Source organism: Phormidium sp. FACHB-592, assembly GCF_014695795.1.
Taxonomy (GTDB): domain Bacteria; phylum Cyanobacteriota; class Cyanobacteriia; order Leptolyngbyales; family Leptolyngbyaceae; genus Stenomitos.
On record NZ_JACJOZ010000086.1, the window covers coordinates 131,255 to 155,149 of the forward strand.

Annotated in this window: 19 protein-coding genes; 12 read left to right on the forward strand and 7 right to left on the reverse strand. The window is 47.0% G+C overall.

Annotated features, from left to right (window positions below):
- Positions 1-7 precede the first annotated feature (7 nt).
- The 5 genes from H6F86_RS24515 to H6F86_RS24535 form a co-directional block, all read right to left on the reverse strand.
- A complete protein-coding gene (locus tag H6F86_RS24515; protein WP_199305476.1) occupies positions 8-586 on the reverse strand; it encodes a hypothetical protein in 579 nt (192 codons plus the stop codon).
- A 62-nt stretch (positions 587-648) separates the two neighbouring features.
- A complete protein-coding gene (locus H6F86_RS24520) occupies positions 649-1,449 on the reverse strand; it encodes an endonuclease/exonuclease/phosphatase family protein (protein WP_190452194.1) in 801 nt (266 codons plus the stop codon).
- Between the two features lie 41 nt (positions 1,450-1,490).
- Positions 1,491-1,982, reverse strand: coding sequence for a hypothetical protein (locus tag H6F86_RS24525; RefSeq protein ID WP_190452196.1), 492 nt, complete (start codon positions 1,980-1,982; stop codon positions 1,491-1,493).
- A gap of 42 nt (positions 1,983-2,024) precedes the next feature.
- The gene (drmD, locus tag H6F86_RS24530; protein ID WP_190452198.1) at positions 2,025-5,183 is read right to left on the reverse strand and encodes a DISARM system SNF2-like helicase DrmD; all 3,159 of its coding nucleotides are present in this window, start codon (positions 5,181-5,183) and stop codon (positions 2,025-2,027) included.
- A gap of 300 nt (positions 5,184-5,483) precedes the next feature.
- Entirely contained in the window at positions 5,484-6,797 is a 1,314-nt protein-coding gene (locus tag H6F86_RS24535; RefSeq protein ID WP_190452200.1) for a glucosaminidase domain-containing protein, read from the reverse strand.
- A gap of 111 nt (positions 6,798-6,908) precedes the next feature.
- Between H6F86_RS24535 and H6F86_RS24540 the strand changes: the two genes are divergently transcribed.
- From H6F86_RS24540 to H6F86_RS24550, 3 genes are all read left to right on the forward strand, one after another.
- The gene (locus H6F86_RS24540; RefSeq protein WP_190452202.1) at positions 6,909-7,076 is read left to right on the forward strand and encodes a hypothetical protein; all 168 of its coding nucleotides are present in this window, start codon (positions 6,909-6,911) and stop codon (positions 7,074-7,076) included.
- A 524-nt stretch (positions 7,077-7,600) separates the two neighbouring features.
- Complete coding sequence (locus H6F86_RS24545; RefSeq protein WP_190452204.1) at positions 7,601-7,879, forward strand: hypothetical protein; 279 nt, start codon at positions 7,601-7,603, stop codon at positions 7,877-7,879.
- Between the two features lie 183 nt (positions 7,880-8,062).
- On the forward strand, positions 8,063-8,617 hold the full coding sequence (locus H6F86_RS24550; RefSeq protein ID WP_190452206.1) for a hypothetical protein: 555 nt from the start codon (positions 8,063-8,065) through the stop codon (positions 8,615-8,617).
- Between the two features lie 505 nt (positions 8,618-9,122).
- Here the strand turns inward: H6F86_RS24550 and H6F86_RS24555 are convergent.
- A complete protein-coding gene (locus H6F86_RS24555; protein WP_190452208.1) occupies positions 9,123-11,051 on the reverse strand; it encodes a hypothetical protein in 1,929 nt (642 codons plus the stop codon).
- Positions 11,052-11,724: 673 nt separating this feature from the next.
- On the opposite strand from H6F86_RS24555, the gene cas6 reads away from it, so the two are divergent.
- The 8 genes from cas6 to H6F86_RS24595 all read left to right on the forward strand — a co-directional run bounded on the left by cas6 (position 11,725) and on the right by H6F86_RS24595 (position 21,943).
- Positions 11,725-12,414, forward strand: a complete 690-nt coding sequence (gene cas6 / locus H6F86_RS24560) for a type I-MYXAN CRISPR-associated protein Cas6/Cmx6 (protein ID WP_190452210.1) — start codon at positions 11,725-11,727, stop codon at positions 12,412-12,414.
- Positions 12,415-12,428: 14 nt separating this feature from the next.
- Positions 12,429-13,937, forward strand: coding sequence for a type I-MYXAN CRISPR-associated Cas8a1/Cmx1 (gene cas8a1 / locus H6F86_RS24565; protein ID WP_190452211.1), 1,509 nt, complete (start codon positions 12,429-12,431; stop codon positions 13,935-13,937).
- A gap of 46 nt (positions 13,938-13,983) precedes the next feature.
- Positions 13,984-14,895, forward strand: a complete 912-nt coding sequence (locus tag H6F86_RS24570) for a DevR family CRISPR-associated autoregulator (RefSeq protein WP_347241043.1) — start codon at positions 13,984-13,986, stop codon at positions 14,893-14,895.
- Entirely contained in the window at positions 14,892-15,530 is a 639-nt protein-coding gene (gene cas5 / locus H6F86_RS24575) for a type I-MYXAN CRISPR-associated protein Cas5/Cmx5/DevS (RefSeq protein WP_190452213.1), read from the forward strand. Before H6F86_RS24570 ends, cas5 begins: the two co-directional genes overlap by 4 nt.
- A 671-nt stretch (positions 15,531-16,201) precedes the next feature.
- Positions 16,202-17,011 carry a TnsA endonuclease N-terminal domain-containing protein gene (locus H6F86_RS24580; protein ID WP_190452215.1) on the forward strand — a complete coding sequence of 270 codons (810 nt, stop codon included), beginning with the start codon at positions 16,202-16,204 and terminating at the stop codon, positions 17,009-17,011.
- Positions 17,005-19,299 carry a DDE-type integrase/transposase/recombinase gene (locus H6F86_RS24585; RefSeq protein WP_190452217.1) on the forward strand — a complete coding sequence of 765 codons (2,295 nt, stop codon included), beginning with the start codon at positions 17,005-17,007 and terminating at the stop codon, positions 19,297-19,299. Before H6F86_RS24580 ends, H6F86_RS24585 begins: the two co-directional genes overlap by 7 nt.
- Positions 19,286-20,986 carry an ATP-binding protein gene (locus tag H6F86_RS24590; RefSeq protein WP_190452219.1) on the forward strand — a complete coding sequence of 567 codons (1,701 nt, stop codon included), beginning with the start codon at positions 19,286-19,288 and terminating at the stop codon, positions 20,984-20,986. Before H6F86_RS24585 ends, H6F86_RS24590 begins: the two co-directional genes overlap by 14 nt.
- A 9-nt stretch (positions 20,987-20,995) precedes the next feature.
- On the forward strand, positions 20,996-21,943 hold the full coding sequence (locus H6F86_RS24595; protein WP_190452221.1) for a TnsD family Tn7-like transposition protein: 948 nt from the start codon (positions 20,996-20,998) through the stop codon (positions 21,941-21,943).
- Positions 21,944-22,178: 235 nt separating this feature from the next.
- Here H6F86_RS24595 and H6F86_RS24600 read toward each other — a convergent pair whose 3' ends face one another.
- Positions 22,179-22,706 carry a DUF4131 domain-containing protein gene (locus H6F86_RS24600; protein ID WP_190452223.1) on the reverse strand — a complete coding sequence of 176 codons (528 nt, stop codon included), beginning with the start codon at positions 22,704-22,706 and terminating at the stop codon, positions 22,179-22,181.
- 145 nt (positions 22,707-22,851) lie between these two features.
- Between H6F86_RS24600 and H6F86_RS24605 the strand changes: the two genes are divergently transcribed.
- Entirely contained in the window at positions 22,852-23,871 is a 1,020-nt protein-coding gene (locus H6F86_RS24605) for a M28 family peptidase (protein WP_190452226.1), read from the forward strand.
- Positions 23,872-23,895 lie beyond the last annotated feature (24 nt).

Genomic DNA, 23,895 nt, shown 5'->3' on the forward strand with positions numbered 1-23,895 from the left:
GCGGTAATTAAGCGAGACGGCTACGGTAGAGATCGGCATATTCCAGCTTCGTCAAGGCAATCTCCTCACCCTGAAGACGTGGTGCAAGCGTTTGCCAGACTCCAGCATCCTTCACCTGAAAGTAGTTCGATGTCCGGGAGTTTGAAACACTGATAATCCCATCCTTGTAATGGATTTTGAAAACGGCATGGGGCTGCTGCACCTCGATCTGTTGCCATGCCTGATTAAACGCTTTGATGTGCTCTGGCGTTTTAGGTGACCAGTAGTTCCGTGCCCCAGAGACGTTTGGGATGTATTGCTTAAACAGAATCGGGTTTTTCATCAGGTGATGATAATGACCATCGTGGCTTTCACTCGGAATGCAGTCATACATCTCTGCAGCACCAATAATGGCTGAAACCATTTCTTTAGATTGTGGTTCTCCAAAGTCTTTTCCGGTTGAAACGTGCAGCAGGACAAGACCTCGAAAGCGCGTAGACCAGCTTCGTCCTTCAGACTGTTTCTCCCCAGTCGCAATCCGATAAGCATATGGACCCGCGATGCTCAGTGCGCGAAGCGTATCAGGAAAAGTTGGTTGGATACCCATAATGGTTGGTGTAAAAGGTAGACCTCTACAAGGTGCCCAGAAGACCCTCTACTTTATAGATCTCAATACACGACTTTATTTCCTTGCTCAGTGTGTCCTGCCGCAAGCTTGGGAGAAAAATTATCGTTGTCCTGCCCTGGGGCAAAGCTTGACACCACTGGATTATGGTCACTCAACTCCTCCCACAGGGGTGAAGCCAGCACCTCACAGTGATCCAGATAGCGATACCAGGCAGCCGGCACAAAGATGCCATCGCAGTGGTAGGGCGTTGCCTTGTCTTGACTCCAACGCAACGTCTGAGGCAGATTGCGGTTGGGGTTCGCGGCTTGCCAGCAGCTGATCAAGCCAAACTCTTTTCGCAGTCGCTCCAGCAACCACAAATCCTGATCTTGTTGCTTTTCATCAGGATGACGCACTCCCACTGTCAGGTTAAAGTCACCCCCAATGATCAGATCACTGTCATCGGGAAGACTCCCAATCCAGTCGAGTATCCGATTGACTGAGGGTTTATACGGTGCAGGCGCATGGAGGCTGAAGATGCGGAGCTTTCGTCCTTGGTTCGCTGACCCGGCAAAGCCCTCCACTTCCACACCCACAACGCACCCCTCAAAATCCGCTACAGGAATGCGGCTGACGGTGCCCGATCGCACGAACACGGCACTGCCCCACGCATTAGTCCCCACTTTTGCCCACTGCACCTGCTGTTGATGACCCTCCCAAAAACGGCTGGTCACGTATTGTTCAGGGGAACAGGTCTCTTGCACCAGAAAGATGTCTGGGTTTGCCGCCTCAAAAAGCTGAGTCCAGTGGACAGGCTGGTTGGCTTTGCCGCCACACCGAAGATTATAGGTCGCGATTTTCATGGTTGTTTTTCGTTGTGCTTGAGATCAGCTCACCACCGCGATCAGGGAAATTCAATCAAGACTGGACCTTCTGGAAGAAATCGAGCCTGATAATTCGTCTTCTTATCCTTCCCTCGCAAGCTGCCGATCGGAACGGGTGTTTTGAGGGGTTCCAACCCCTGAACCTCCCAAAACACAGCCCAGTTTGGACTATCGGTGGCGGTCGATTTCGGTCGATAAAGCCCTTTACCGGGATAGCGACCGCGACGAGACCCTACAGATCCTACATACAGTCCATGCCAAGTCATCTGTGGGTTCAAGGGTTGGTCGCCTTTGGCGTGAGAGGCATAGATCAAGACCTCGATCGCTTGACCATCCCTCAGCTTTTCGGCTGCCCCAAAGACTTCAAAGTCCATGCTGCCAAAGGCTACTTTGGGCACATGATCTGGTGGCAGTTCATCGGCATCAAGTTGAGCGGCGATCGCCTCTAACCCAGAAAGCAAATGCTCCTCTGGCACCGGAGCCAGGATCGCGAAAGCGTGAGTTTTTTGCATGAAGTCATCACTATGGAATAAAAAGCGAGCGTTTCTAGCCTACTAGGGGCGAATAAGTTTCTGCGGCACCAAGAACATGACTGCCAGGGGAAACAGTCGTGCCGTTGGGTTTGCAAACCGCTTTCGGATGAGAGCCGTTTCTTGCTCAATTTCCTGTGGAATCTGGGCGGCTCTGGCTTTAAGGCTGTTCATATTCCGCTCAAACTGCTCTCGCTCAGGCGTACTAAAGAGCGTCAATTGCTCCACCTGCGGTTCATCTAACTCTTTGAGAATGCTTGTTTGCAATTCAGTGAGGATAGCTGTGATGTCCGCCATCTCTTTCTCTGCCCGGTTCTGCAAATCCCGTTGCAGGCTGGTGGTTCGCTCGCCCTGCCGCACTGTTAGTGCCTGCAGCAGTGGCTCGGCGTACTTATCCCACCGCTCCGCCAACTTCTGTTGCATCGCTATGGGCACGGCATCAGCAGACACTGCCCCTAACGCCGCCTGTAGCGGCATCACACCCAAACGGCTAAAGCGTCCTTCCTTCAACACTCCACCCGCCGTAATCACCTCTTCATGCAGTCGTTGCTGGTCGCTCCCCAGCAGCACCAGCCGCCCATATGCCACTACTGCCGGAGTCTCTAACCCTGCCTTCGAGGACACCACTCTGGCAGCCACTCGATGCAGTTGCTTCCTGCCTTCTGTAGACCAGACCTCTGCCCGCAACAACCGTAAACACATCTGCACCAAACGGTGATTCAGGTGTGCCAGCACCACATCATCGCGTCCATGGGCTGCATCAGCATCAAAGACGATCGGACGCATTGCTTTAGTGTGAGGATGCTCTAACCCCTCAGCGCAGACAGCCCAGCTACTTTTCAGTGGGGGCAAATGAAAGACTGGACCCTTTACCCCCTCAACCGTTGCAGCGATTAAGGGGGGTTGATCCGCTAACTCCAAGCCAATTCGCACGACTGCTTCGACATTTTCTGGCGTCAGCCGCAGGTTTTGCCGCGTTTCCTGTAACTGCTCGCGCAGCTTCTCAATTTGCTCTCGTACCTTGCGTTCAAACTTGAGCATTCGTCGCACTGGTGCCGATTCTTGCTCCGCCCTGGCGGTATCCAGTGTCACCCGTCGCCCCAACATTGCCTCCTCCACCTGGGCCGCAATCACCGGACCAACTTTGCCCAGGTCTTCCCGAATGTTGTTCACCTTGAGCGCCGCCCGCATCAGGAACTCTAAATCCCCCTCCAAAGCACCAGGACGAATCCCACTCGTAGCCTGCTCCTGATAACCCTTGCCCACAAAATGATAAATCAGTACTTCGGACGCTCGCTGCCCATGACGGTCAATCCGCCCATTCCGCTGCTCCATCCGGTTGGGATTCCAGGGAATTTCGTAGTGAATCAGCCGCGAACAGAAGTTTTGCAAATCCAAACCTTCCGAAGCCGCATCAGTCGCGAGCAAAATCCGTACTGGAGACACATCGGGGTGGGTTTGAAAGGCTGCTTTCACCGCTTCACGATCGTCCGAGTTCATCCCACCATAAAGCGTCAGCAGACGATCGCCCTGCACTAGCCCCTCGGCTGCCAGCAGGTTATGGAGCCATTTCTGCGTGGCCCGATACTCGGTAAAGATAATCACGCGCTCGTTTGACCACTGCCCTTTAGGACGAATGGTGGCGTTGATCCAGTCGAGCAGTTGGGTTGCCTTAGCGTCGGGCTGTCGAGCTGCCCCTTCCGCCCACTGAAGCATGGCTCGCAGCAAGTCCTGTTCTTCTGGTGCCAGTGTCCGAAACAGACGGCTGGTGTGACTGATTGACTCATCTGTCACCGCTTCATACACCGCATCGTCGGCAAATTCTTCTTCCACCTGCTCTAGCTGTCGCCGCAACAGCCCTTCGGTTGGTTTCGCAGATAGGCTAGTGGCTTGACGACGACGCGCGGTCGTTAACGACTCCTCGTGTTGCGTCAGGGTTGTCAGGAATGCCTGTGGACAGGAAAATAGCCGTTTCTTGAGCAGCTTTAAGACAAACTCCGTGGCGTACTTTTCCAGGTTGTCATGAGCGCCTTTTGTTCGCAGTTCGGTATACCGCTTCAGAGAAGCATGGGCTTGACGTTCTGCTTGAGGATAATCCACCGCGATCGCCGCTAACTTCCGTTCCGGAAACATGGGCGAATCATCCCAATTTTTCATCTCCTGCTTCAAGCGTCGTACCATCACCACTTGCAGTTGGTTGCGATCAGGTTCGACCCCTCTCGCAAACCGCTGAGCATCCAACAGTTCGAGCAAGGCTGTAAAGCTTTCGGGATAGCCGTTATGAGGGGTAGCAGTGAGAAAGAGCTTGTGTTCAAAGTGTGGCACCAACAGGCGAATAGTCGCCGTTCGCTGTGAGTCGATCGCATACTGCCCACTACCTGAAGGTGCCACGTTGTGGGCTTCATCAACGATTAAGAGATCAAACCGGCGGGGATAGAGCGATTCCCCTTCGGCTGGTAGCACTTCTCGAAACAGCCGTAGGGGGCGATCGCGCTTGAGAAAATCGATCGAGGTAATGAGCCGAGGGAAGTGCACCCAGGGATTCACATGAATGCCGCGCTGCCGCCGCAGTGACTTCATCAACGTACTATCGACAAGCCGAAACTCTAACCCAAACTTATCCCGCATCTGGTCGCGCCACTGCACTTGCAACGCAGACGGACAGACAATGAGCATCCGGCGACAACGATGGCGAATGATTAATTCTTGGGCGACCAACCCAGCTTCGATCGTTTTCCCCAGCCCCACATCATCTGCAATCAGCAAGTTAACCCGGGGCATTTGAATGGCCCGTACCACTGGGTCAAGCTGGTAATCCTCAATATCAATCCCACTGCGAAAGGGCGCTTGCAGTGTGCGAATATCTGCCGAAGACGCCGTACCCCAGCGCACGGCATCCAAAAAGGCATCGAGTCGGGCCGGATTATCAAAGCCAGTGGGTTGCGGTAACTCTACCCGCTCATAAACCTGCGTCCCAGGCTCTAGCTCCCAAATCACCTGTAGCTCTTCTCCTAACCCATCATCCTCAATCGAGGAGAGCAAAACTAGACTTTGCGGCGGTGTCGCTTGCCGCAGGAGGGGACTGGTGGGCAGCATGGTTTGACGGACAGCCGTCACCACATACTGTCGCTGCCGGACTCTCACCAGTTGTCCCTGCTCTGGCGTCGCTTGCGTAGCACTCATAAGAAAATTTAGTCGCTTGCCTCATCGAGTCTGGCACAAGCATCTCCCTTGGTCATCATGCCCATCTGCAGCAATAAAGGTGTACGGTTGTCATCGAGACTGTAAACAACTGAAAGCGGTGGTTCAGCAAAGAGTGTTTTTGTCGTACAAGGAGCAACGCTCAAATTAATGCCTTAGTGGCTGAGGCTTTAAGGAATGGCTTACCCCATGCCTTCGCCGTTATTTGAGGCATAGGTGCCATGAGAAACTCGTTCTCAGTTTGAACTGGCAGAGGAAGACTTGATATAGGTAATCGCGCCACTAGAGTAGACCGGCAGCCCCATACAAACGTCTGAGCATGGCGAGAATCTTGTCGCCATAGTCAGCCTCGGCTGACCACCGCCGACTGAGTTGCTCCACTCTGGGAGCCACACCTCGGGTGACAAAGGAAAAACGTGGATCAACCACTGCCTGCACTAATGGTTCCTCATTGGCATAGGCTTTCAGGTGTTGAATATGGGCGCGAACTCCAATTTGGGCACTCGGGAAGCTAGCAAAGGCGTGACTGCCACTGGTGGCACCGAGACCGCCAAAATTGTTTTGAATCGGTGACAACAAACTGCTAAAGCCAAAGAAGTAGGTTTCTAACAAGGCTTGCGCAAAGGCGACGTCAGGATTAACGCCTTCGGTCGCCGCTTCTGCTTGATAAAGTTGAGTGATGTCGGGAAACTGTTGCAACCCTCCGGGGTTAACCTGTTGCAGAAATGCTTCATAGTCTGACGGTAAAAGGTAGCCAGGACCGATGATGTCACCCAACGCCCCCGGCTGAAAGGACATCAGCGTCTGCAGCCGTGCTGTCTTCGTCTCAGCCTCCCAGCGCACAAACACGCCGGCTTCGCGCAGTTCGATCGCACGGATATAAGTGATACCACCGTAGTGGAGCCATCCTGGTGTCGTCGCCCGGGGCAGAGCAATGGCACAGTGGTCAAGCACATCGGCAGGCACGTAGGCATCACCTTCGACCAGGATGCCCTGTTCGCCGTACCTTTGTTCATTAATGTAGAGACTCAGCGGCGCAAAGGGCAACCTGTTGCCCCGCTCGGTTAAGCGGCGGCTCCAATGCAACAAACCCTGGAAAATGCCGTGCGCTAATTCATTGGGGCGTTCCAGCAGAAGCAACCGGTCTGTAAGATTGGTAACAAAGCCGAGACTTAAGACGAGCGACGGAATGTTGACCTCGCGAGCGAAAGCCAAGCGACCGGTTGCCGTGTCCGTATCGGGTTGCACTCCGCGGCTGACCAGGGATGGCAAGTGCTGCACCACCGAGCGCAACACTTGCTCGGCTTGAGTACAGCGCTCCGTGTTGTTCGCGGTATAAAAAACGCTGGTGCCTCGCACCTTAGCGCTGGGGAAGGTAGCGGTTTCGAGCGCTAAGGCGACCGCTCCCGGTCGGGCTCGGACATTAATCCAGGCGATCGCCTTGGGCAAACTCAGTCCCACCGGCACTTCGAGCACCGAAAAGCCTTGCCCTTTTAGCGCTCTAGCGCTTTGGTTATGTAGCCGTGCTAAGAAGGCTGTATCAATGTCGCTATCAATGGGGCTTCCTTGCCCAGCCCAGAGAAAAATTTGTCCCATCGGTTTCACCCCTTTGTTTGGAAGACTTAGTCTGCGACCTGCTGTCGTTTGGTGATTACAAAGATGTTTGAGAAGGTGTTTGAGCAGACTTGACGAGATACCTATCAGTCTGTGGCTATCACGACAACACTACTGCTCTCCAAAGTCGATCAAAGCTATCTCACCAGTGCCCCGTGGGTAATCATTGCACGTGAACTAGCAACGGCTAAAGCAGGTGTTCGCTTCCACAGCGTCAACTTCAACACGCTTCTTGATGCCGCTTCAACCATGCCTCATTGATGAAAGACAACTTGGCGACAGCCATCATGCCCATTGATTGAAGTACTGCTGTCCCCGCGGAAACCTTCCTAATGCATTGGTCAACGAATCTTTGAAAGTTGTTGGACACCTTTTGCCCACAGGCATCCAAAAGAGCATAGAGCTGTGCTTCAGTCATAGGTTAATCTCTGCTGCTGCCTCTTGATGTTGATGGTTTTCGCTAGAGGGTGGCAATCTAGTACCTTTTTACTAGCCCTCAATCTTCTATTGAACACTAATTCCTTGAAAGTGCAACCGCAGTCAGTTTGCTCTGCTGGCACCATTCATGCTCTGTAGTACTTTGGCCTTTTGTTTGCGGCAGAGGCTCTCTTGTCACTTGAACCGCTCAAAGGGTGAAAACCAGCTTAATCGACACCGGATAGCCTCCGGTGTGTAGAGCCAAGAATAGTGCTAAATTAGCCCCACAGTTTATCCCCAACGTCGCTTCAATGTTTCACACGCGGAGTAAAGGTAGATCATTTACCACGAATGATTTGCCGAGAAGCATGAAGCCTAGAGAATTTTGTTGTGCTTGGTTCCACGCCACGCCGGAAGCAGAAGAAACGCGCGGTTACCGCAGACAGTGCGTTAAGCTCCTCGCGGAAGTAATTGGCTTAGAAGAGGACACCGTTGACCGTTGGGGTTCCGGGCTTAATTTTCCTGGTATGCCTTCTCAATACGAGAACACACTTGGCTATGCTCTCACCATCAAGCAGATGTTAGAAGCGGCTGGTAGCCAACGGAGCATCTTTGAGGCGGTTCTAGAACAGAAGAAAAAGCTATAAATCTTTACACGAGATCTTTCACCGGAAGCTATGCCCCCCTGTGTCTTGACTGCTAGCCGTAGTCTTTTTATTGTGAAAGTTGCCTCTTAAGAAGTGAAGTGCCTTCATGCTGTGAGTGTGATCGCTGATCGCTTGCCCTCAAAGGATTGCTACAGACCACTCAGCCATTTGTGATTAGATGCTATGAACTCGATTATTTACACTTGTTGCCAGACGGAATATTGCCTCGCACGTGTGGAAGCAGACTGGCGACTGGAGTGGTCTCCTGTTCCTCCTCAGCTAGGAGCAGTCGTCTCAATGGGAGCCGAAGCGCGTTGGTGCATTGTGAAAATCACGGTCTATCAACCCACGACGACTCAAGCGGTGGATAGCGTTTACTTAGCTCATCTTCACCCAGTAGGGAGGCCCGTGCCACCAGATGTAGAATGGGACAGTGAACCTATGATGGACTCGGTACAGAGTCTTCTTGTTGAAGCTGTAGCGATTGGCAAAGAAGAGTTAGGACTTAGCCCAACTGACAGCGTGAATGTCCCTAAGGTCGGTGACCAAGTAGAAAGTGATATCGATCCCATGGACGAAGACATGATCATCTACGATCCGCCTAAGTCTTGGACCATGCGTCAAGTTGTGCTTTACCTACCAGTGATGGAAATGCGGCTTACAACACCAGAAGAAGCTCATTATGCAAGAGCTTTCATATGTTGGTGTGAGTCTTCAGAGATAGTTTCCAAGTCGTAACAAATCAGGGCAGAGCAAAGATGAACCGGCACTGGTCTTTTAATAGGTGAGGCAACCAAACCTTCGAGTGGTTAGGAGATCAGGAATTGAGATCGGGCACTTACAATATCCCGTTGCGCTCGCTGGAGCCATCTTGTTTTTCCGTCCTTAGTGCGGTCGTACCCAGTTATGGATCAGATGTTGCAAATCTAAAACCCGTTGTGAACCCTCTACGCACTTGGTATACAGGTTTTGTCGTCTGCGATCGCTTCCTCGCTCGATCCTGATGCCCTTAGCTTTGTTGATTGCAAGCCTTTCTCAGATCATTCCTAAGTTCAGTCCTTCACCATACAGTAAACATATGCGACGGTTTTACATGTATCCTGTTGTACCCTACATAGATCACTAGCCAGACTACAGCCACGGATGCTGAAGCAAAAACTGCCCTGTTGTTTGATCGATTCACCGCCTCCGATACTCTGTACTCAGCACTGTCGCAAAAGCCTTGAGAACCCTACTGCTGGCCTTAGTGAGCTTGGTCGACCAAAGCCTGCGCCAGACGTGCTGCTTCTCTACTGATCACTTGGGCTGTTTCAGGTTGCGTTAGTCCTTTTTCGTATATCTCTATCAACCTTTGCGGGGAGTGTCCTATGTATTTGGCTAAGCCCTCAAGGGTGGCTGGATTTGGCTGTCGCTCGACCCAGTGGTTCACAAAGAGAGACCGAAAGCGGTGAGGGTTGATCGTGCTACCGGTCAGCCTGAAAGCGGCATCGCGCACTAACCGACTTAAATCTGTAGGCTTTTCGTATTTTTTTCCATTCTTCTTAGTAAAGAGGTAGGCATGGTGTGGTTGCAAGGCTGTCCTTAAACCGTTCGTTCGATGCTCTTGCCCTTTTGCATCCACATACGTATATTCGTACAGCCACTCTTGAAGGTACTGGTAGAAGTAGCGTCCACAGGGATACTGAATGTTAGGAATCTGCAGCTGCAACTCCTGTCCGCGTGTGCGTCCCTCTTTGCGACCGCCGGTAACCAGGTACCAAAGATTATTTTTTGTATAGAGATAGCCACTAAAGGCCTCAAGCTGGAGTGAGGGCTTGGGCTCAACCAAGAGATCTCTGTATGCCTGCTGGCGTTGCGGTGGCAGGTAACTCATGAGGGCACACAGCAAAAAACGTTGGTAGCTTTGAGCGATCGCGGGTAGCGCTCTTAAAGGTCCAAAGCTAAGAGCCTGTTTGCGCGTTTGTTGTTCAATCGGCAGCCGCGGTACACATTCGGCTCGCAGCGCTTCCACAAAAGCTAAAACCTCGGACCACGTCGCGATGACTTTGGCATGGGAGGGTTCAGCGCGTTGTCCACTAACTGTGTGAGTACCGCGCCGCCGCCATTGAGCAAGCTCTCGACTAAAAGCTTGAACGACTGGATTCTGTTCCAACCACCGCCATGGTTGTGCTAAGTGCTCAGACGGCATTTCTCTGTAGTAAAGAAAACAAGCAACCGACTTGAAAAGCTGCAGATTTGACAACTCCACTTGCTGCGTTGTGAGGCCTCTACCACCCTCTTCGGGCGTTGTTCTGAGCCACCGAATGTAGCGGTAAGCTAAGTCTAGACTGGCCCGTGCTGCTGCCGTTGCTTGTGCAGCCGTTGCTGGGTCGCTAACAGTCGGCAGCGGTACGAGCGGGATGATCTGGGTTAGGCTTAACGCTTCGCTCCGAACCCCTTGCACGCGATGGAGCCAACCCAGGATGAGGCGAATACCTGCCAGTTCTCGCTCAACAGTGGAGGCTTGCACAGCGTCAAGCCCAAGACGTGACGAGTTTTGCCGCCATTGCACAAACGCCTCTAGTTCTGCCTGTAATCGCTCATTCATCACATCGCCTTCAACTGCCCCTAGACCATAGCGATACTCCTGGCGTCGAAGCGGCTCCGGGTCATAGTCATACGGCTTACGCGTATGCAAGACCTGGGCTGAGCGCTTATGCCGCTTCGGTGGTAGGAGCAGTTTTGGCTCTGCAGCGGTTGTTGCCCAAGACCATGGTTGTTGTTGACACCAAGTGAGCAGTTGTTTGAGCGCGGAGCGGTAGCTGCGTCGAATTTTATCTGGTACCTGCTGCTGCTCAAAGACCTGGTGTTGTGCCAACAGAGCTGATTGAAGCTGTTCGAGGCTAATGCGTGCCATGAACTCAAACGCATTAGCCGTCTCAGTTTCGGTCACTTTATGACCTTGAAGTGAGGGCAACCCCCAGCAAGGTAACGTGTAGCGGATTAAAGCCGTTTTTACTAGGGTCAATTTGGCATACGCCCGTGGCTCAGAGTGAGTGGTCCGAGTTTCGAGTGCATATAACTGCCAGACCTCCAGCAGGGATTGGGGTTCAGCGTTTCGATTCACCATCAACTTATGCTTGGCAGTTGCCGCTGAAGACGGGTCTTGAGTGCGCGCTTCACAAAAGTTCACTGGTCTGAACTTGTCTCAGACCAGCGACTGGGTTTACTATTTATGACAAGTTTAGTAACTTGTTCTTAAAGGAGCGACGCTCTCCTCATTGTAGGCTCTCGGCAGTCAGACGCTCGACTACTATAGGCTGCTCTGACCGCTAGGGCACCATCAGTGGCTGGATTCTCTGTTTGAAATGCCTTGGGTCGCAAACGTTAGAGGAAATTAAACACCGCTGGCTCCTGCTCATGGCAACACTCCTTCCTCAAGGGGTAGCAGCATTGCAGGCTGGGCTAGGAAAAGAATCGCACGCTCAGTCGTATTCAACCTTGAATACAAAACTCAAGCTAGCGCTTCATAAAAATTTCCTCACCTTTGCTTTAAAACCACTGAGGGCACTACCATCGCAGTCTTTTTAAGCTGCGTTTTCTTCCAGACATCAGCTCTAGAAATCTTACTAGATCAACGAACCATCAGCTGCTTTTGTATGGGTTCTTTCTCTTTCACCATCGTGGTTCTTCTACTGGAGCAGACGGACGTTGGCAACCGTCTGCTCTAACAACACTGTCCTTCTAGTAACTAATGCTTATGAATGTCTACCTGTCTACTACGCAGAGACTCGAGCGCTCTGTTAAGGGATTCTCAGACGAAGTGTTGCTCGGCAAAGACTAGCTCTACTAAGTAGTAAAAAAGTATGACTTCAGGTATTTTGAGAACGACATTATCAAATCGTTTTTCTTCCAGTCACAATTCCCAGTTACTGAATCAAACTTATGTAGACTTGGTTTTTGGGGTAACTGGACAAGAAATAAACCGCGAACACGGTTACCAGTTATATGCTGCACTCTCATCTTACAAACCTCTATTGCACTATCTTGAAGGCATCAGTATTCAGCTAATCAACGGTTCTCCCATTCAAAAAAACATTATTCGATTGACTAAACAGTCACGTTTACGAATGCGACTGCCTAACGATCAAATTTCAAATTTTTACTCTTTAGCAGGCAAGGTATTTTCTATCGGCAGCCAAGAAATTCGTTTGGGTATTCCTCAGATCCATCCTCTAGAAGCTGCACAGAATCTTTACTCACCCATCGTAGTAATTAGAGGTTACCAAGAACCATCATCGTTTCTAGAGGCAGCGTATCGACAGCTTCAAAAACTTGATATTGAGGCAAGAATTAACCTCCTGACAAATAGTAACAGTGAGCCTAGCCGGAGAACCATGCGAGTTAAGCAGTTCACGCTTATAGGGTTTGGTCTTGAGGTAACTAATCTTTGTGAGCAGGATTCTTTACTTCTACAAGTTCATGGCCTAGGCGGGAAGCAAAAAATGGGCTGCGGTTTCTTTACTCCTCAGTTAAATACAATTGGCAATCGCTAAGCCAGAACAGTTCTATGAAGATCAGATTAAGGATTGGTTGCCCTGCAATGACCCTTTTACACCTCGCTGGACTTGCAGGGCTTTCGATGACACTCAGAAAGCTGCAAGAAAATTACCCTACAGAAAACTTAAGACCAGGTAGGTTAAATTGGTCTCTCACTTCAAGTGAGATCTGCATCAGCTGGAATGGGGAAGACTTTGAAGTTTTAGATTGGTTACTTAATCAAGCCTTTCAAGTAAGCGATAGAGGAATTATAGTTTTAACTGGTCTTTGCTCAGATCAGATGAGTATTGAAGCCCAGTTAGCGCTCCATAAATGTATAACGAGAACCTTCTTGCAGCACAACAAGTCTGTGAGTTCAGATGGGCAGGGAAGTGAGCTTATTCGATTAAATGGTCGAGATGTTGAAGTTAAATATAAAAAAGTGAAAAGGTATGGACATCAGGACTTTGCGAAGAAGCTTTGTGATCAGAAAGGATTGCTGAGAACGGAACCAATAGGCATTGTGAGTTGGTTATATCCAGGTTTAACGGTACGTCATAATGCTTTTCATAAGCATACTAAATTTGAAGAACCTGTGGAACTGATTCTTGTTTTACTTTTTGCTATTGTTGCTTGCAGGTACTTCATACTTCCAAATAGCGCTCAAGGAAGCAAGAGGCAGTACGTTTTGGTCATTCCTGAATTTACTAGTTTGGAAAGCTATCTTGGAGATCAAAAACAAGCTGAAAAACTTAATTACGGAGACTTTTTTGCTTTTGGTTTAGGTGATGCTGGATTGAAATCTATTACTTGTAAGTCAGGAAAAGAATTGTCGGAAGAACTTCAACCTCATCGGGGTCAAGTTATCTTATTTGATCAGGCTCCTTGGTCACCGCAGCAGAATACCCGCAGCATTGTTTTAGATTTATGTGTAAGAGAAGAGACTTTAAGCTCTTACAGAGTTTTTCGTGAGTTTGATTTGGAAGCAATAATTTGTGGCTGCACCAACCAAAGAAGCAAATTAGCTTATAGTTTTGTTGGTAAAATAATTACAGAAAATTTAGCAAATAATCAGCCTTGGTGGTTTGGTTTGTCTGAATATTCTCAGAATGCAGAATTCTTTAAGCTTATTTTGGATGGAAGGGAAGTGTTGCTGTATATGTTGAGGAAGACAAAGCGTAATAGTAGCGCAGAAGAATTATTTATCCAGGCTTGCCATGAAACGCTTAAAAGAATCTATGCCAAAATTTACGATCGCACTCAAGAGGGAGAGGTTGCTCAGATTGAACGAAAAAATCAGCAACTTCGGTATCAATTAAGACTTTGTAAAAATGAAGCTTCTTTTCGAGGTTTTCTTACAAGCTTTCTAGCGGAAGCTGCTCCAAACAAAATCGTTGTGGATAATCAGTCTGAATTGATGCCCATTCTTACAGGTACAGTGGATTGGAGAGTCACAAAAGACCTCTTTTTACTCTCCATGGTTAGTTACAAAAAGGTTGGAAATTTAGTAAAAGAAGATGCAGCCCAAAAAAGTGAATAGGCATTTGAAATTTCTGTAGCTATAAGACATTTCAGGAGTAAAGATAGTGCATTTATTCGGCAACATTTTAACCACCTACGGTGCTGCTGCTAACAATCGTGGACAAAGTGAAGGCAATCTAGCTACTCTCCAGAAAATTATGTGGCAAGGTGAAGTCCATTCAACCGTCTCAGCAGAGGCAATTCGATGGGCATGTAGACTTAGCCTGCAAGAAAGAGGTTATACAATCAATCGTGAATGGCATAACGACATCTTAAAGTTTTCCCTAAAAAATACTGACTTTGATAGTGAAGTTTACGCAGACGACGATATTTTTGGCTTTATGAAAGCAGAAGCAGCAAAAATTGATGGATCTGACCAAAATCACGAGAAACCAAAGTCTACATCTAATAATGCTGAAGCACAGTATCAGCGTCCTAAAGGCACAGTTATTGCCAGGCGTGGCGCTTTAGAAGTGGGGCGTGCCGTTTCTATAAATCCTTTTATGGGGGACGTCATTTTTAACGCCAAGTCTGGAGAGAAGGGACGAACTTCTCTTTACAGCACTGAAGTTCATGCTACTAGGTATCAATATGGTTTCACATTGACTCCCAACCATCTTAAGGACAAAACTCGTACCCTTGCCGTGCTTGACTGTCTCGCCTCACTTAGGGCGGTTGGGGGAAATCATGCTCACTTTCTCTATGATTTCTCTCCTAGTAGCTTGGTTTTACGCTGGACACCTGACTTTGCACCTCGTCTTTTATATTGCTTTGAAGAGGATGAGGATGGAAATATTTCCTCTCAGAACTTAATTCGACAAATTTCCTCTGGAGATATAGAGCCAGAGGAACTGTGGGCTGGTGGGCTTTACTCTGAGGCTTTAGCCGAATACGGCGTTCACGTTTTTCCGGGTGTAAAGGCTGCTGTAGAAGCAATTAAAAACGTCATCGCCAAAGATTTGCAGGTATCACCATGATTGCACTTAGAGTCGAAGTACCGATCGCTTGCTTTCGTCAATCACACGCTAGAGAGTACATTGAAACTTATCCTGTACCACCGCCTGCGACAGTTTATGGGATGCTGCTTTCAGTGCTTGGGGAACTCAACTGTTATTCACACTGCGGTACGCAACTGGCGATCGCTCTTGCTGAGAAACTGGAAAAGTCTACTGTAATTCGAACAGTGCATCGCTTTAAGACAAGAGATGTTGCTGATTCCAGTAATATTCGACTGGACTATCAGGAGTTAGTCACTAATGTTGAGTTGTTTGTTTGGGTTGTTGCTGGTTCTGACAAATCTCGCCCGAATCTACCAGAGCGGATACAAGAAGCCTTTGCTAATCCCGCTTCAATCACTCGGTTTGGTGGCTTATGCTTGGGTGAAAGCCATGACTTAGTAAATGCAATCAATATTGTGGGAGAAGAACAGCAGAAAGCATTGTACTGGCTAGTTCAAAGTAGAACTGGCTATCTAACCTTACCTTATTGGGTCAATCATGTTGGTTTGAAGGGCACATACTGGAAGCGTTATGAGTTGCAGAAGCTCATGCAGCCATATCCTTTAGCTAACGCTTGGACAGAGATTCAGCCTTATCAACATGACAGTTCGTAGATTTTTGCAAGCACCGTCAGCAGTTAACATTCTTGAGTAGCCTTGAGATTGAAGAGGTTGTCTGATAAGGCTTTAAAGCTTTTGATTCATTTCAGATGCTTGCAAAGTGTCAAAGCTTTTACAGCAAGGACTGTACAAGGAAAAGACTTATAGGAAACCTGAAACATCGAACACTTTTATCTTCTTTTAGTAGGTGCTTGTATATCAGAGTCAGAACTCAGTAGCGGTAGGAGTTTCAATCGTTGCTGCGCAATGAGCTGAGATGTCGCAAGGCGTTAAGAACTTTTCGGGTCCGGATGAGGCAGCCATTAAACAACACGCACAATGAGCTGAGATGTCGCAAGGCGTTAAGAACTGGATGAAAAAGCACCCCCTGGCAAGCTGTATGTCAGCGCAATAAGCTGAGATGTCGCGAGGCGTTGAGAACTCGAATGTTGGCTTGAATAAATGGATTGTGAGCAGCAACGCGATCAGTTAAGACATCGTAAAGCGTTAGCCTCTCTGAACGTTAATATTAGGTCATGCTACTTCGTGTAATTACCTTCTATTAAAATCAACATAAGCTTTTAATTAAGAGGTTAAGACGCGAAACAACCTACTTGTTTACTTCTCTAAGGCTGATTTTCTATGTGGTGGGGCAATCTTAATCACACCTATCCAGGGGCAACTTTATGAGTAAACTTAGTGTAGAAAAGTGGACGCATGCCACTTTGGATCGCTTTTTGAAAGAACAACGTGGGATAGGTGAAGGTAGAAACTATAGACCATGGTTTGAGGTTGATGAATTTTCATCGAATGGAAGAGCACGCCGTCTAGATTGGTGGCAAACCGGCAGAGTTCACCACTTATTTTCGGATCATGAAAGGCGTCTCTTCCACTTATGCGCTTGGTCTAATAGAGTTGTGGATATTAGAGAGCAGTATCCTCTTCTTGATCTTGAACTAGCGATGAAAATCGCAGCAGATATGGGAATAAAGTACCCACAGGGTAAAGATGGCACTCCCTGGGTTCTTACAACAGATTTTATGCTAACTCTAAAGCAAGGCGAAGAGCGTATACAAATTCCTTGGACTGTTAAACCGACGGACAAATTACAGTCTAAGACTGTAATGCAAAATTTCGAGTTGGAGAAGCGTTATTATGCTGCAAAAGGTAACAATCGCTGGAGCATCATAACCCAAGAAGGAATTCACAGAGGCATGGCAGAGAATATTGAATGGTTTTTTTCTGATTATTGGCTAGAAGATGACCCAAATTTACATTCGTTGAAACACGAACTTAAAATTCGACTAAAAACAAAAAATAAAGCTATTCATGAAATTACAACAGCTCTAGACAAAGAAATGAATATTGCAGGCGAAGGGATTTCACTACGTATTTTCAGACATTTGCTAGCCAGAAAAGAAGTAATTGTTGATATGAAGCAGAAGTCAATAAATGGTTATCTTCTAACCAATGAAATTTTAGAAATTATTTGTTAAGACCTTCTTCTAATATGGAATTCTGTTTATTCGAACGTCAAGTGATTAAGTGGGAAGTTGGTTCAGAGCATGAGTCAACCAAAAGAGTTCTTTGGATCGACATTAATAATGTATTTGCTTTCATCTTCGATCTTAATGTTCAATCTGGATTTCCAGAAGTTAAGGAAGTAGCTGAAATCTTAGAAGCAGTTTCAAGAGGTACAGCAATCCAAATTCGCGATCCTTGGGAACGCTTAGTTTTTGACAATAACTTTTCGAGCAGAGAACTGGCAGTTAGAGATAAAGCCTGGAATATCATTTCCCCTATTGTTGAGCAAGAGCCGGATATATACTACAGAGATTTTCGTGGTTCTGCAATCAAAAAAATTGTCGAGGCTTATAACATTGATAGAACTGAGGGAAAGTTAGTCGAAAAAACTGTTTACTCTTATTTGAGAAGATACTTTCAGAGAGGCAAAACTATTAATGCTCTTCTGCCTGATTATTCTAACTCTGCTGGGAAGGGAAAGCCAAAAGGATTTAGTGATAAAAAGAGAGGAAGACCCAGACAATTTGCGCATGACTCGATTATTGGACCAGGTATAAATTTATCTGAGGAAGACCAGCGTAATATTAGATTATCTTTACTGACGGATTATTGCAACTTAAAGGAAAATTCGCTCGACAGAAGCTACGACATGATGCTAGCTAGATTCTATAGTGCAGAAAGCTTTTTGGACGAGAAAGGGGTTCAAAAAGTTATTCTTCAACCACAGTCCAAAGTACCTAGCCTTGATCAATATAAAGATTTTTACTATAGAAAAATTAGGAAGGACATTCAGCGAGTAATCATTTCTAGAAAAGGAACAAAGTACTTTGAGCAGAATGCAAGAGCTATTACGGGAAGTTCCAGAGCTGAGACAGTAGGGGCAGGTTCACGCTTTCAAATTGATGCCACTATTCTTGGGGTCTATGCTGCGTCTAAATTCACTCGAATCGACGTTATTGGTAGACCAGTAGTTTATGTTGTCATTGATGTCAGCACTGAGATGATTACGGGTCTCTACGTCGGACTAGAGGGACCCTCGTGGACGGGAGCAATGATGGCATTGGCTAACTGCGCTGAGGATAAAGTGGAGTTTTGTCAAAGATATGGAATTAACATTATGCCTGAGGAATGGCCTTGCCACCATTTACCAAAAGTTATTCTGGGCGATCGAGGCGAACTGGTACATATGCCAGTGGAAGAGAAGTATATACCAAACCTCCATATCGCTATTGAAAACGCGCCTTCTGGTCGGCCCGACTGGAAAGGGTTGATCGAAGGATGCTTCAGAAGAATACAAGGGCATATCAAACCTTATTCATCTGGTTTTGTTGATCCTGATTACAGACAAAAAGGTCAAGAGGATTATAGGCGTAAAGCAAATCTCGATATAGACCAAATCACCGCACAAATCATTCGAATTATCCTCTTTTACAACAACGAGAATTATTTGAAAGACTATGAGCTAGATCAGCAAATGTTAACTGCCGGTATAAACCCTATTCCCCGGGAACTATGGCACTGGATGATTAATAAACGTTCTGGTGGTCTCAGACCAGTTAAAGATGACCTTGATTATGTTTGTTTTTGCTTAATGCCGACGCGTACTGTGACTTTGACAGAAAACGGCATCAAGTTGCCTTTAAATGGTAAGGCACTTTACTACCGCTGTGATCGAGCTGATGAAGAAGGGTGGCTTGTGAGAGCTAGAAATAAGGCTCTTTCTAAGTCCGAGAAAAAGTTAACAGCTAGCCTTGATTTAAGAAAAACAAAATTTATTTATCTCCATACTTCTGATGGCAAAGAGTTTGAGAAATGCTATGTCATTGACCCTCAAGGTCTTTACGAAGGAAAGCATTTTGAAGACACGGAATGTAAATTTGGGCAGGAGAAACTGAAACAGTCGAGATACGAGGGCAACCAAAGGCAAGCGAAGGTTAATTTGATGACCGAGTTAAGTGCTATAGACAAAGCTGGTGCAGACATGACGCAAGCTGCCTTGCAAGCTAATCCAACCAGTGGTGCACAAAGGGTAGCTGATATGTCAACGAAGAAAGCCATTGAGAAGTTTAGCCGCAGCAAGGATGAAGGCTTTGAGATAGATAAATCGGTTGAACAAGCAACTGAGCAAGTTAATAACCAAATGAACAAAACTGATGAAGCTAGAACTACGTCAAATCCTACTCAATTAACTTCATACGCACCCGATCATTTAGACATTCTACTTCGAAGCCGCGAGGAGAATCAGAATGGAGGTCTCTAATTACAAAGACGTAATAAAAATTCCTAATGGTTCTTGGGCTGTTGTAGCTAAATACTGTGATCACAAACAGCCTGAGTACAATTTAAACCCCTTAAGTAGGGCTCTGCCACTTAAGCTCTCCATACAAGATTTCATCAAAAATGTGAAAACTCTACCCATTTTTGATGAAAGAGAAAAAGAGTGGGGAAATTACGATAGATTTGACTGTATCGAGAGGTTATCTCGATACTTTGACCCAGAAAGTAAAACTATTGAACTATATTACAAAATATGGACTGTAATCGCTAGCGGCTATTTGGGAAGAAATCCTATACGCCCTGAGTATGCACAGCGAGCAATACAACTCTACACCGCACTTTCATCGAAAGGTGGTAAATACATTGAAAACTTTGTCAAGGCTCCACTTTCAGCCCCAAGTATTACTCTTTTTGCCCCCTCCGGAGTTGGAAAAACAGCAAATAGAACTAGCATTCTAGAGCTCTTTCCTCAAATCATCGCGCATCCGGAACTGGGCGGAGATTACTATCAAATTGTCTGGCTTTGTATTGATAGTCCGATAACATCACTCAAAGGGTTTTGCAGTGATATATTTATGGGTTTTGATCGATTGTTGGGCAGCAACTACTTTGACAGGCATGTTTCAAGAAATAAGTCGGTAGATGACATGCTGGCTCAAGTAGCTATACTCGCACACAAGCATCACTTAGGGGTACTAGTTGTTGAAGAAATGCAAGCATTTTTCAAGCTGAAAAACGATCGTGACGAGGCTATTAAATTTTTGACAAAACTTGATAATACGCTTGGAGTTCCCTTAATTCGTATAGGAACAGACGAAATGTCAGGACTCTTTAAAGACACTTTTGTAAGTGCTAGAAGAGCAACAGGTACAGCAGTTATTATGTGGGACAGAATCATTAATGCCAAAGAGTGGGAGTTCTTTTTCGAAGGCATGTGGCAATATCAGTGGACAAGGACTTTTACGCCTTGTTCGGATGAACTTATGAGTCTCTTTTACGAGATCACACAGGGCATCCATGATATTGCCATTAAACTATACAAGATGGTTCAGTGGAGAGCCATTTCATTGGGTGGAGATGAAGTAATCAGTATTGACCTAATCCGACAGGCTGCAAGCGAGAGCCTTGTTTTGGTTGAGCCAATGCTGAAATACATCAGAGAGCATCCTGATAAAGATGATTGGAAACTTAAATACAGCAATATTCAACTAGAGACAGCCGAATACCGTATTAGATGCCTTGAAAAGCTAGAGATTGCAGAATTAGAAGCGCTGCGACTGCAAAATCAAATGTGGGCTAAAAAAGTTTCTTACTCGTCGCCTAAAGTCCGTCAAGTGATTGTTGCACTTGTCCAGGATTTGGGTGTAGCACCGTCTGTTGCAAAGCAGTCTGCTGAAAAAGCTGTTGCGGCTGATGAAGGAAGTGCTGATCTTGCTTCTTTGGTTAGCAAAGCATATATTATTGCGCTGCAAACGGAACAGGCAGTAGAAGAAGCTAGTTCTATTGAAGAAGCAAAGAAAAAAGTTAAAGAAAAAAAGCTTAATCCAACTTATGCAGAGGATGATCTGCGCCTCATAGCTGATAACGCTAAGAAAAACAACGTAAAAGTTTACGATGCCCTCATTGAATCAGGAAGCATTTTAGATAATCCTCTAAAAATTCTCTATTAAGCACTCGGCATGGTAAATTTTCTGCCTCATCCTTACCCTGATGAACACTTTTACAGTCTTCTTACCAGATGCCATATGCGGAGCGCAGATAAAAAACTTCGTAAAACGCTTAAAGGTTTACTAGGATATTCTTCTAAGAAATTATTCCGTCAGGACTTGCCTGACGGATTGAGTAATCTGATGATGAGTTTACCTCCAGCATCCCCACACTTTGTGGAGGATCTCATTCAGAACCACACGCTATACCCTTTTTATAAAAGCTTTTTAACACCATCTGAAGCTTGGTTACTGAAACATCGGATGATAAAGGCGACAAATGAGTCATTTATTTCGCTAGCTAAACTCTCTCCAGATGGTCTAGACAGCAACAGAAAGTTTCTCCAGTTCTGCCCTGCTTGTTTAGAAGAAGAAGAAGCGAGATATGGTGAAGCCTACTGGCACCGAATGCACCAAGCTCCTGGTGTATTCGTATGTTCAAATCATAAGGTACCTTTGCAGGATAGTCTTATTCCCCTCCATAACATTGACAGAGAGTATGTCCCAGCAAATACATATAACTGTCCAAATAATAGGAGTAAAAACCGATATTCTGAGGTGGCGCTCCAAACTCTACTTACTCTTTACGATGATATTGAGTGGTTGATGTATAGTGCGCCTTCTTTCAAAGGGCTAAAGTGGCTTAGAAAACGATATCAAACTTTCCTGACTCAGCAGGATTACGTAAGTACTCTACCGAAATCAAAATCTGATTTTAATAGTCAAACCCTTTTTGAAGATATTACTAATTTCTATGGTTTGGAAGTATTAGACTTAATAAAGCCTGACAAAGTGGCAAATATGAAAGTGTATCTTGAATGCTGTCTTCTAGCTTGCGACATAGATCAGGTTATTGATCGCATCACACATCTCTTACTAATTAAGTTTCTTTCAGGCTCCCTGGAACACTTTTTTAACTGAGTCTAATCGCGTGAACATCCAATACTCTTCCTGATAAGTTGGAAGAATAGGCAGTTCAGTTCATAAAACGCGATGGTTGGTGCTGAGTAAATGCACAACCATGTCTGAAGGCTATTGTCGATGGGATACTTTGATTGCCCAATCCTAGCGTCTGCATTCTTCGCCTGCCCTGAATTCTCCTTCGGCAAATTGAAATGCTAGTGCTGATGTAGGATTAGATGGTGACTCCGATTGTTTAACCGTTTTTCAAATTGTTCAACCGTTTTTCAAATTGTTCAACCGTTTTCCAAAACTCCAGCTGCCCTGGATGGAGTCCCGTTGCTTGAAGGAGTGGCACCGTTACATAGAGCTTGCCAGTGGGTGCTTTCTCCTCCACATATTGCACTTCACCACTGACCGAATTGACCTGCCGGACTTCCAGCCAGAATTGTGCCTTTTGACTGCGGGTTAAGCGGGGCACACTATCGAGATCCCCAATCACTACCCATTCTTGCTTAGGCGCATTTGCAGTCGGAATCAAGCGGCTGATATCCGTTATGGCGGGCTGGGGGGTTCTAAACTGGCAATACAGGCTGGCAAAAAGTCCGAGCAATCCAGCTAGCAGCCAGACCCATAATTTGGGTGCCGATCGCCAGACGCGCTTGATGCCGAACGATAGCCCAACACCCAGCACCAGTAACCCGTAGCCGCCCCAGGGAAGCTTCGCTACTAGCAAACCCAGAATGTAGGCAAGACTCAACACTACTGCACCCGTTGCAGTCATAACGCACCCCAAAGCCAGCGAGAAAAACTACGCTAAGAGTGCCCAATCTGTTACTGATGCCGGACATAACGGTAAAGCGATTAGAGTGAGGATAAGCTTTACAGGTTTCTCAGAAACGTCGCACGTTGGTTCAAAGGTCAAAGTAATGCAGCGATCGATTTTAGGAGTTTTGTTGGCGATCGCCTTATTCGTCATAACAAGCTGTAATCTGGCATCTTCTCCACCCCTTCCAAAACGCTCCCCCAACAGCCCAACTTCAACATCTAGCACCCCTCCTCAAGCGTCTCTTGCAAGCCAGCCACCCCAAGTCAATTCCACACGTTTGTTTGAGCATATCGAAGCGTTGAGCTTTGAGCGTTTTGAAAGCAGCGATCGCGATCGTGCCCGTCGCTATCTGGTTCAAACGCTGACAGGCTTTGGCTGGAAACCACAACTGCAAGTCTTCGAGGGGGGCGTGAATGTTTTTGCTCAACGTCCTGGTACAACGGCTGACGCGGATGCGCTTTTGGTGAGCGCTCACTACGACACGGTACAAGGATCGCCCGGTGCGGATGACAATAGCAGCGCGATCGCTACGACCTTAGAAGTGGCTCGTCTATTAGGTTCTCGTTCCACTCAACGACCTTTATGGCTTGCTTTTTTCGATCGTGAAGAGACCGGCTTGTTAGGCAGTCTCAATTTCACATCGCGTCCTGAAAATTTAGTGAACCTTGCTGGCGTAGTGAATCTAGAAATGATGGGCTATGCCTGTTACACGCCGGGATGTCAGAAATATCCTGAAGGCTTACCTGTGAAATTGCTGAGCGATCGTGGTGACTTTCTAGGCGTCATTGGCGATCAGGAGCATTTACCATTGCTAAATGCTTTCCAGATGTCTGCTTCGACTTCACCAACGCTGCCAGCTATCATCACAGTGCCGATTCCCCTCAAAGGTTTGTTGACTCCAGATGTATTGCGGAGTGACCATGCACCTTTTTGGGCAAGGAACATTGGCGCAGTGATGGTTGGCGACACGGCAAACTTCCGCAATCCCCACTACCATCAACCCAGCGATACACCAGAAACACTCGATCGCGCGTTCCTTGCTGGAGCAACACAACGAGTGGTAAATGCTGTCACAACGTTATTGGATAGCCGAGACGCTCTGACAACGACAGCGAACTGATCTGGATCACGCTCTGATCGTAGA

Coding starts and splice junctions, on each gene's coding strand:
- H6F86_RS24605 (WP_190452226.1), top strand. CDS start 22,852: ATGCAGCGATCGATTTTAGGAGTTTTGTTGGCGATCGCCTTATTCGTC.
- H6F86_RS24550 (WP_190452206.1), top strand. CDS start 8,063: ATGAACTCGATTATTTACACTTGTTGCCAGACGGAATATTGCCTCGCA.
- H6F86_RS24525 (WP_190452196.1), bottom strand. CDS start 1,982: ATGCAAAAAACTCACGCTTTCGCGATCCTGGCTCCGGTGCCAGAGGAG.
- H6F86_RS24515 (WP_199305476.1), bottom strand. CDS start 586: ATGGGTATCCAACCAACTTTTCCTGATACGCTTCGCGCACTGAGCATC.
- H6F86_RS24590 (WP_190452219.1), top strand. CDS start 19,286: ATGGAGGTCTCTAATTACAAAGACGTAATAAAAATTCCTAATGGTTCT.
- H6F86_RS24545 (WP_190452204.1), top strand. CDS start 7,601: ATGAAGCCTAGAGAATTTTGTTGTGCTTGGTTCCACGCCACGCCGGAA.
- H6F86_RS24595 (WP_190452221.1), top strand. CDS start 20,996: ATGGTAAATTTTCTGCCTCATCCTTACCCTGATGAACACTTTTACAGT.
- H6F86_RS24600 (WP_190452223.1), bottom strand. CDS start 22,706: ATGACTGCAACGGGTGCAGTAGTGTTGAGTCTTGCCTACATTCTGGGT.
- cas5 (WP_190452213.1), top strand. CDS start 14,892: ATGATTGCACTTAGAGTCGAAGTACCGATCGCTTGCTTTCGTCAATCA.
- cas8a1 (WP_190452211.1), top strand. CDS start 12,429: ATGAAGATCAGATTAAGGATTGGTTGCCCTGCAATGACCCTTTTACAC.
- H6F86_RS24535 (WP_190452200.1), bottom strand. CDS start 6,797: ATGGGACAAATTTTTCTCTGGGCTGGGCAAGGAAGCCCCATTGATAGC.
- cas6 (WP_190452210.1), top strand. CDS start 11,725: ATGACTTCAGGTATTTTGAGAACGACATTATCAAATCGTTTTTCTTCC.
- drmD (WP_190452198.1), bottom strand. CDS start 5,183: ATGAGTGCTACGCAAGCGACGCCAGAGCAGGGACAACTGGTGAGAGTC.
- H6F86_RS24580 (WP_190452215.1), top strand. CDS start 16,202: ATGAGTAAACTTAGTGTAGAAAAGTGGACGCATGCCACTTTGGATCGC.
- H6F86_RS24520 (WP_190452194.1), bottom strand. CDS start 1,449: ATGAAAATCGCGACCTATAATCTTCGGTGTGGCGGCAAAGCCAACCAG.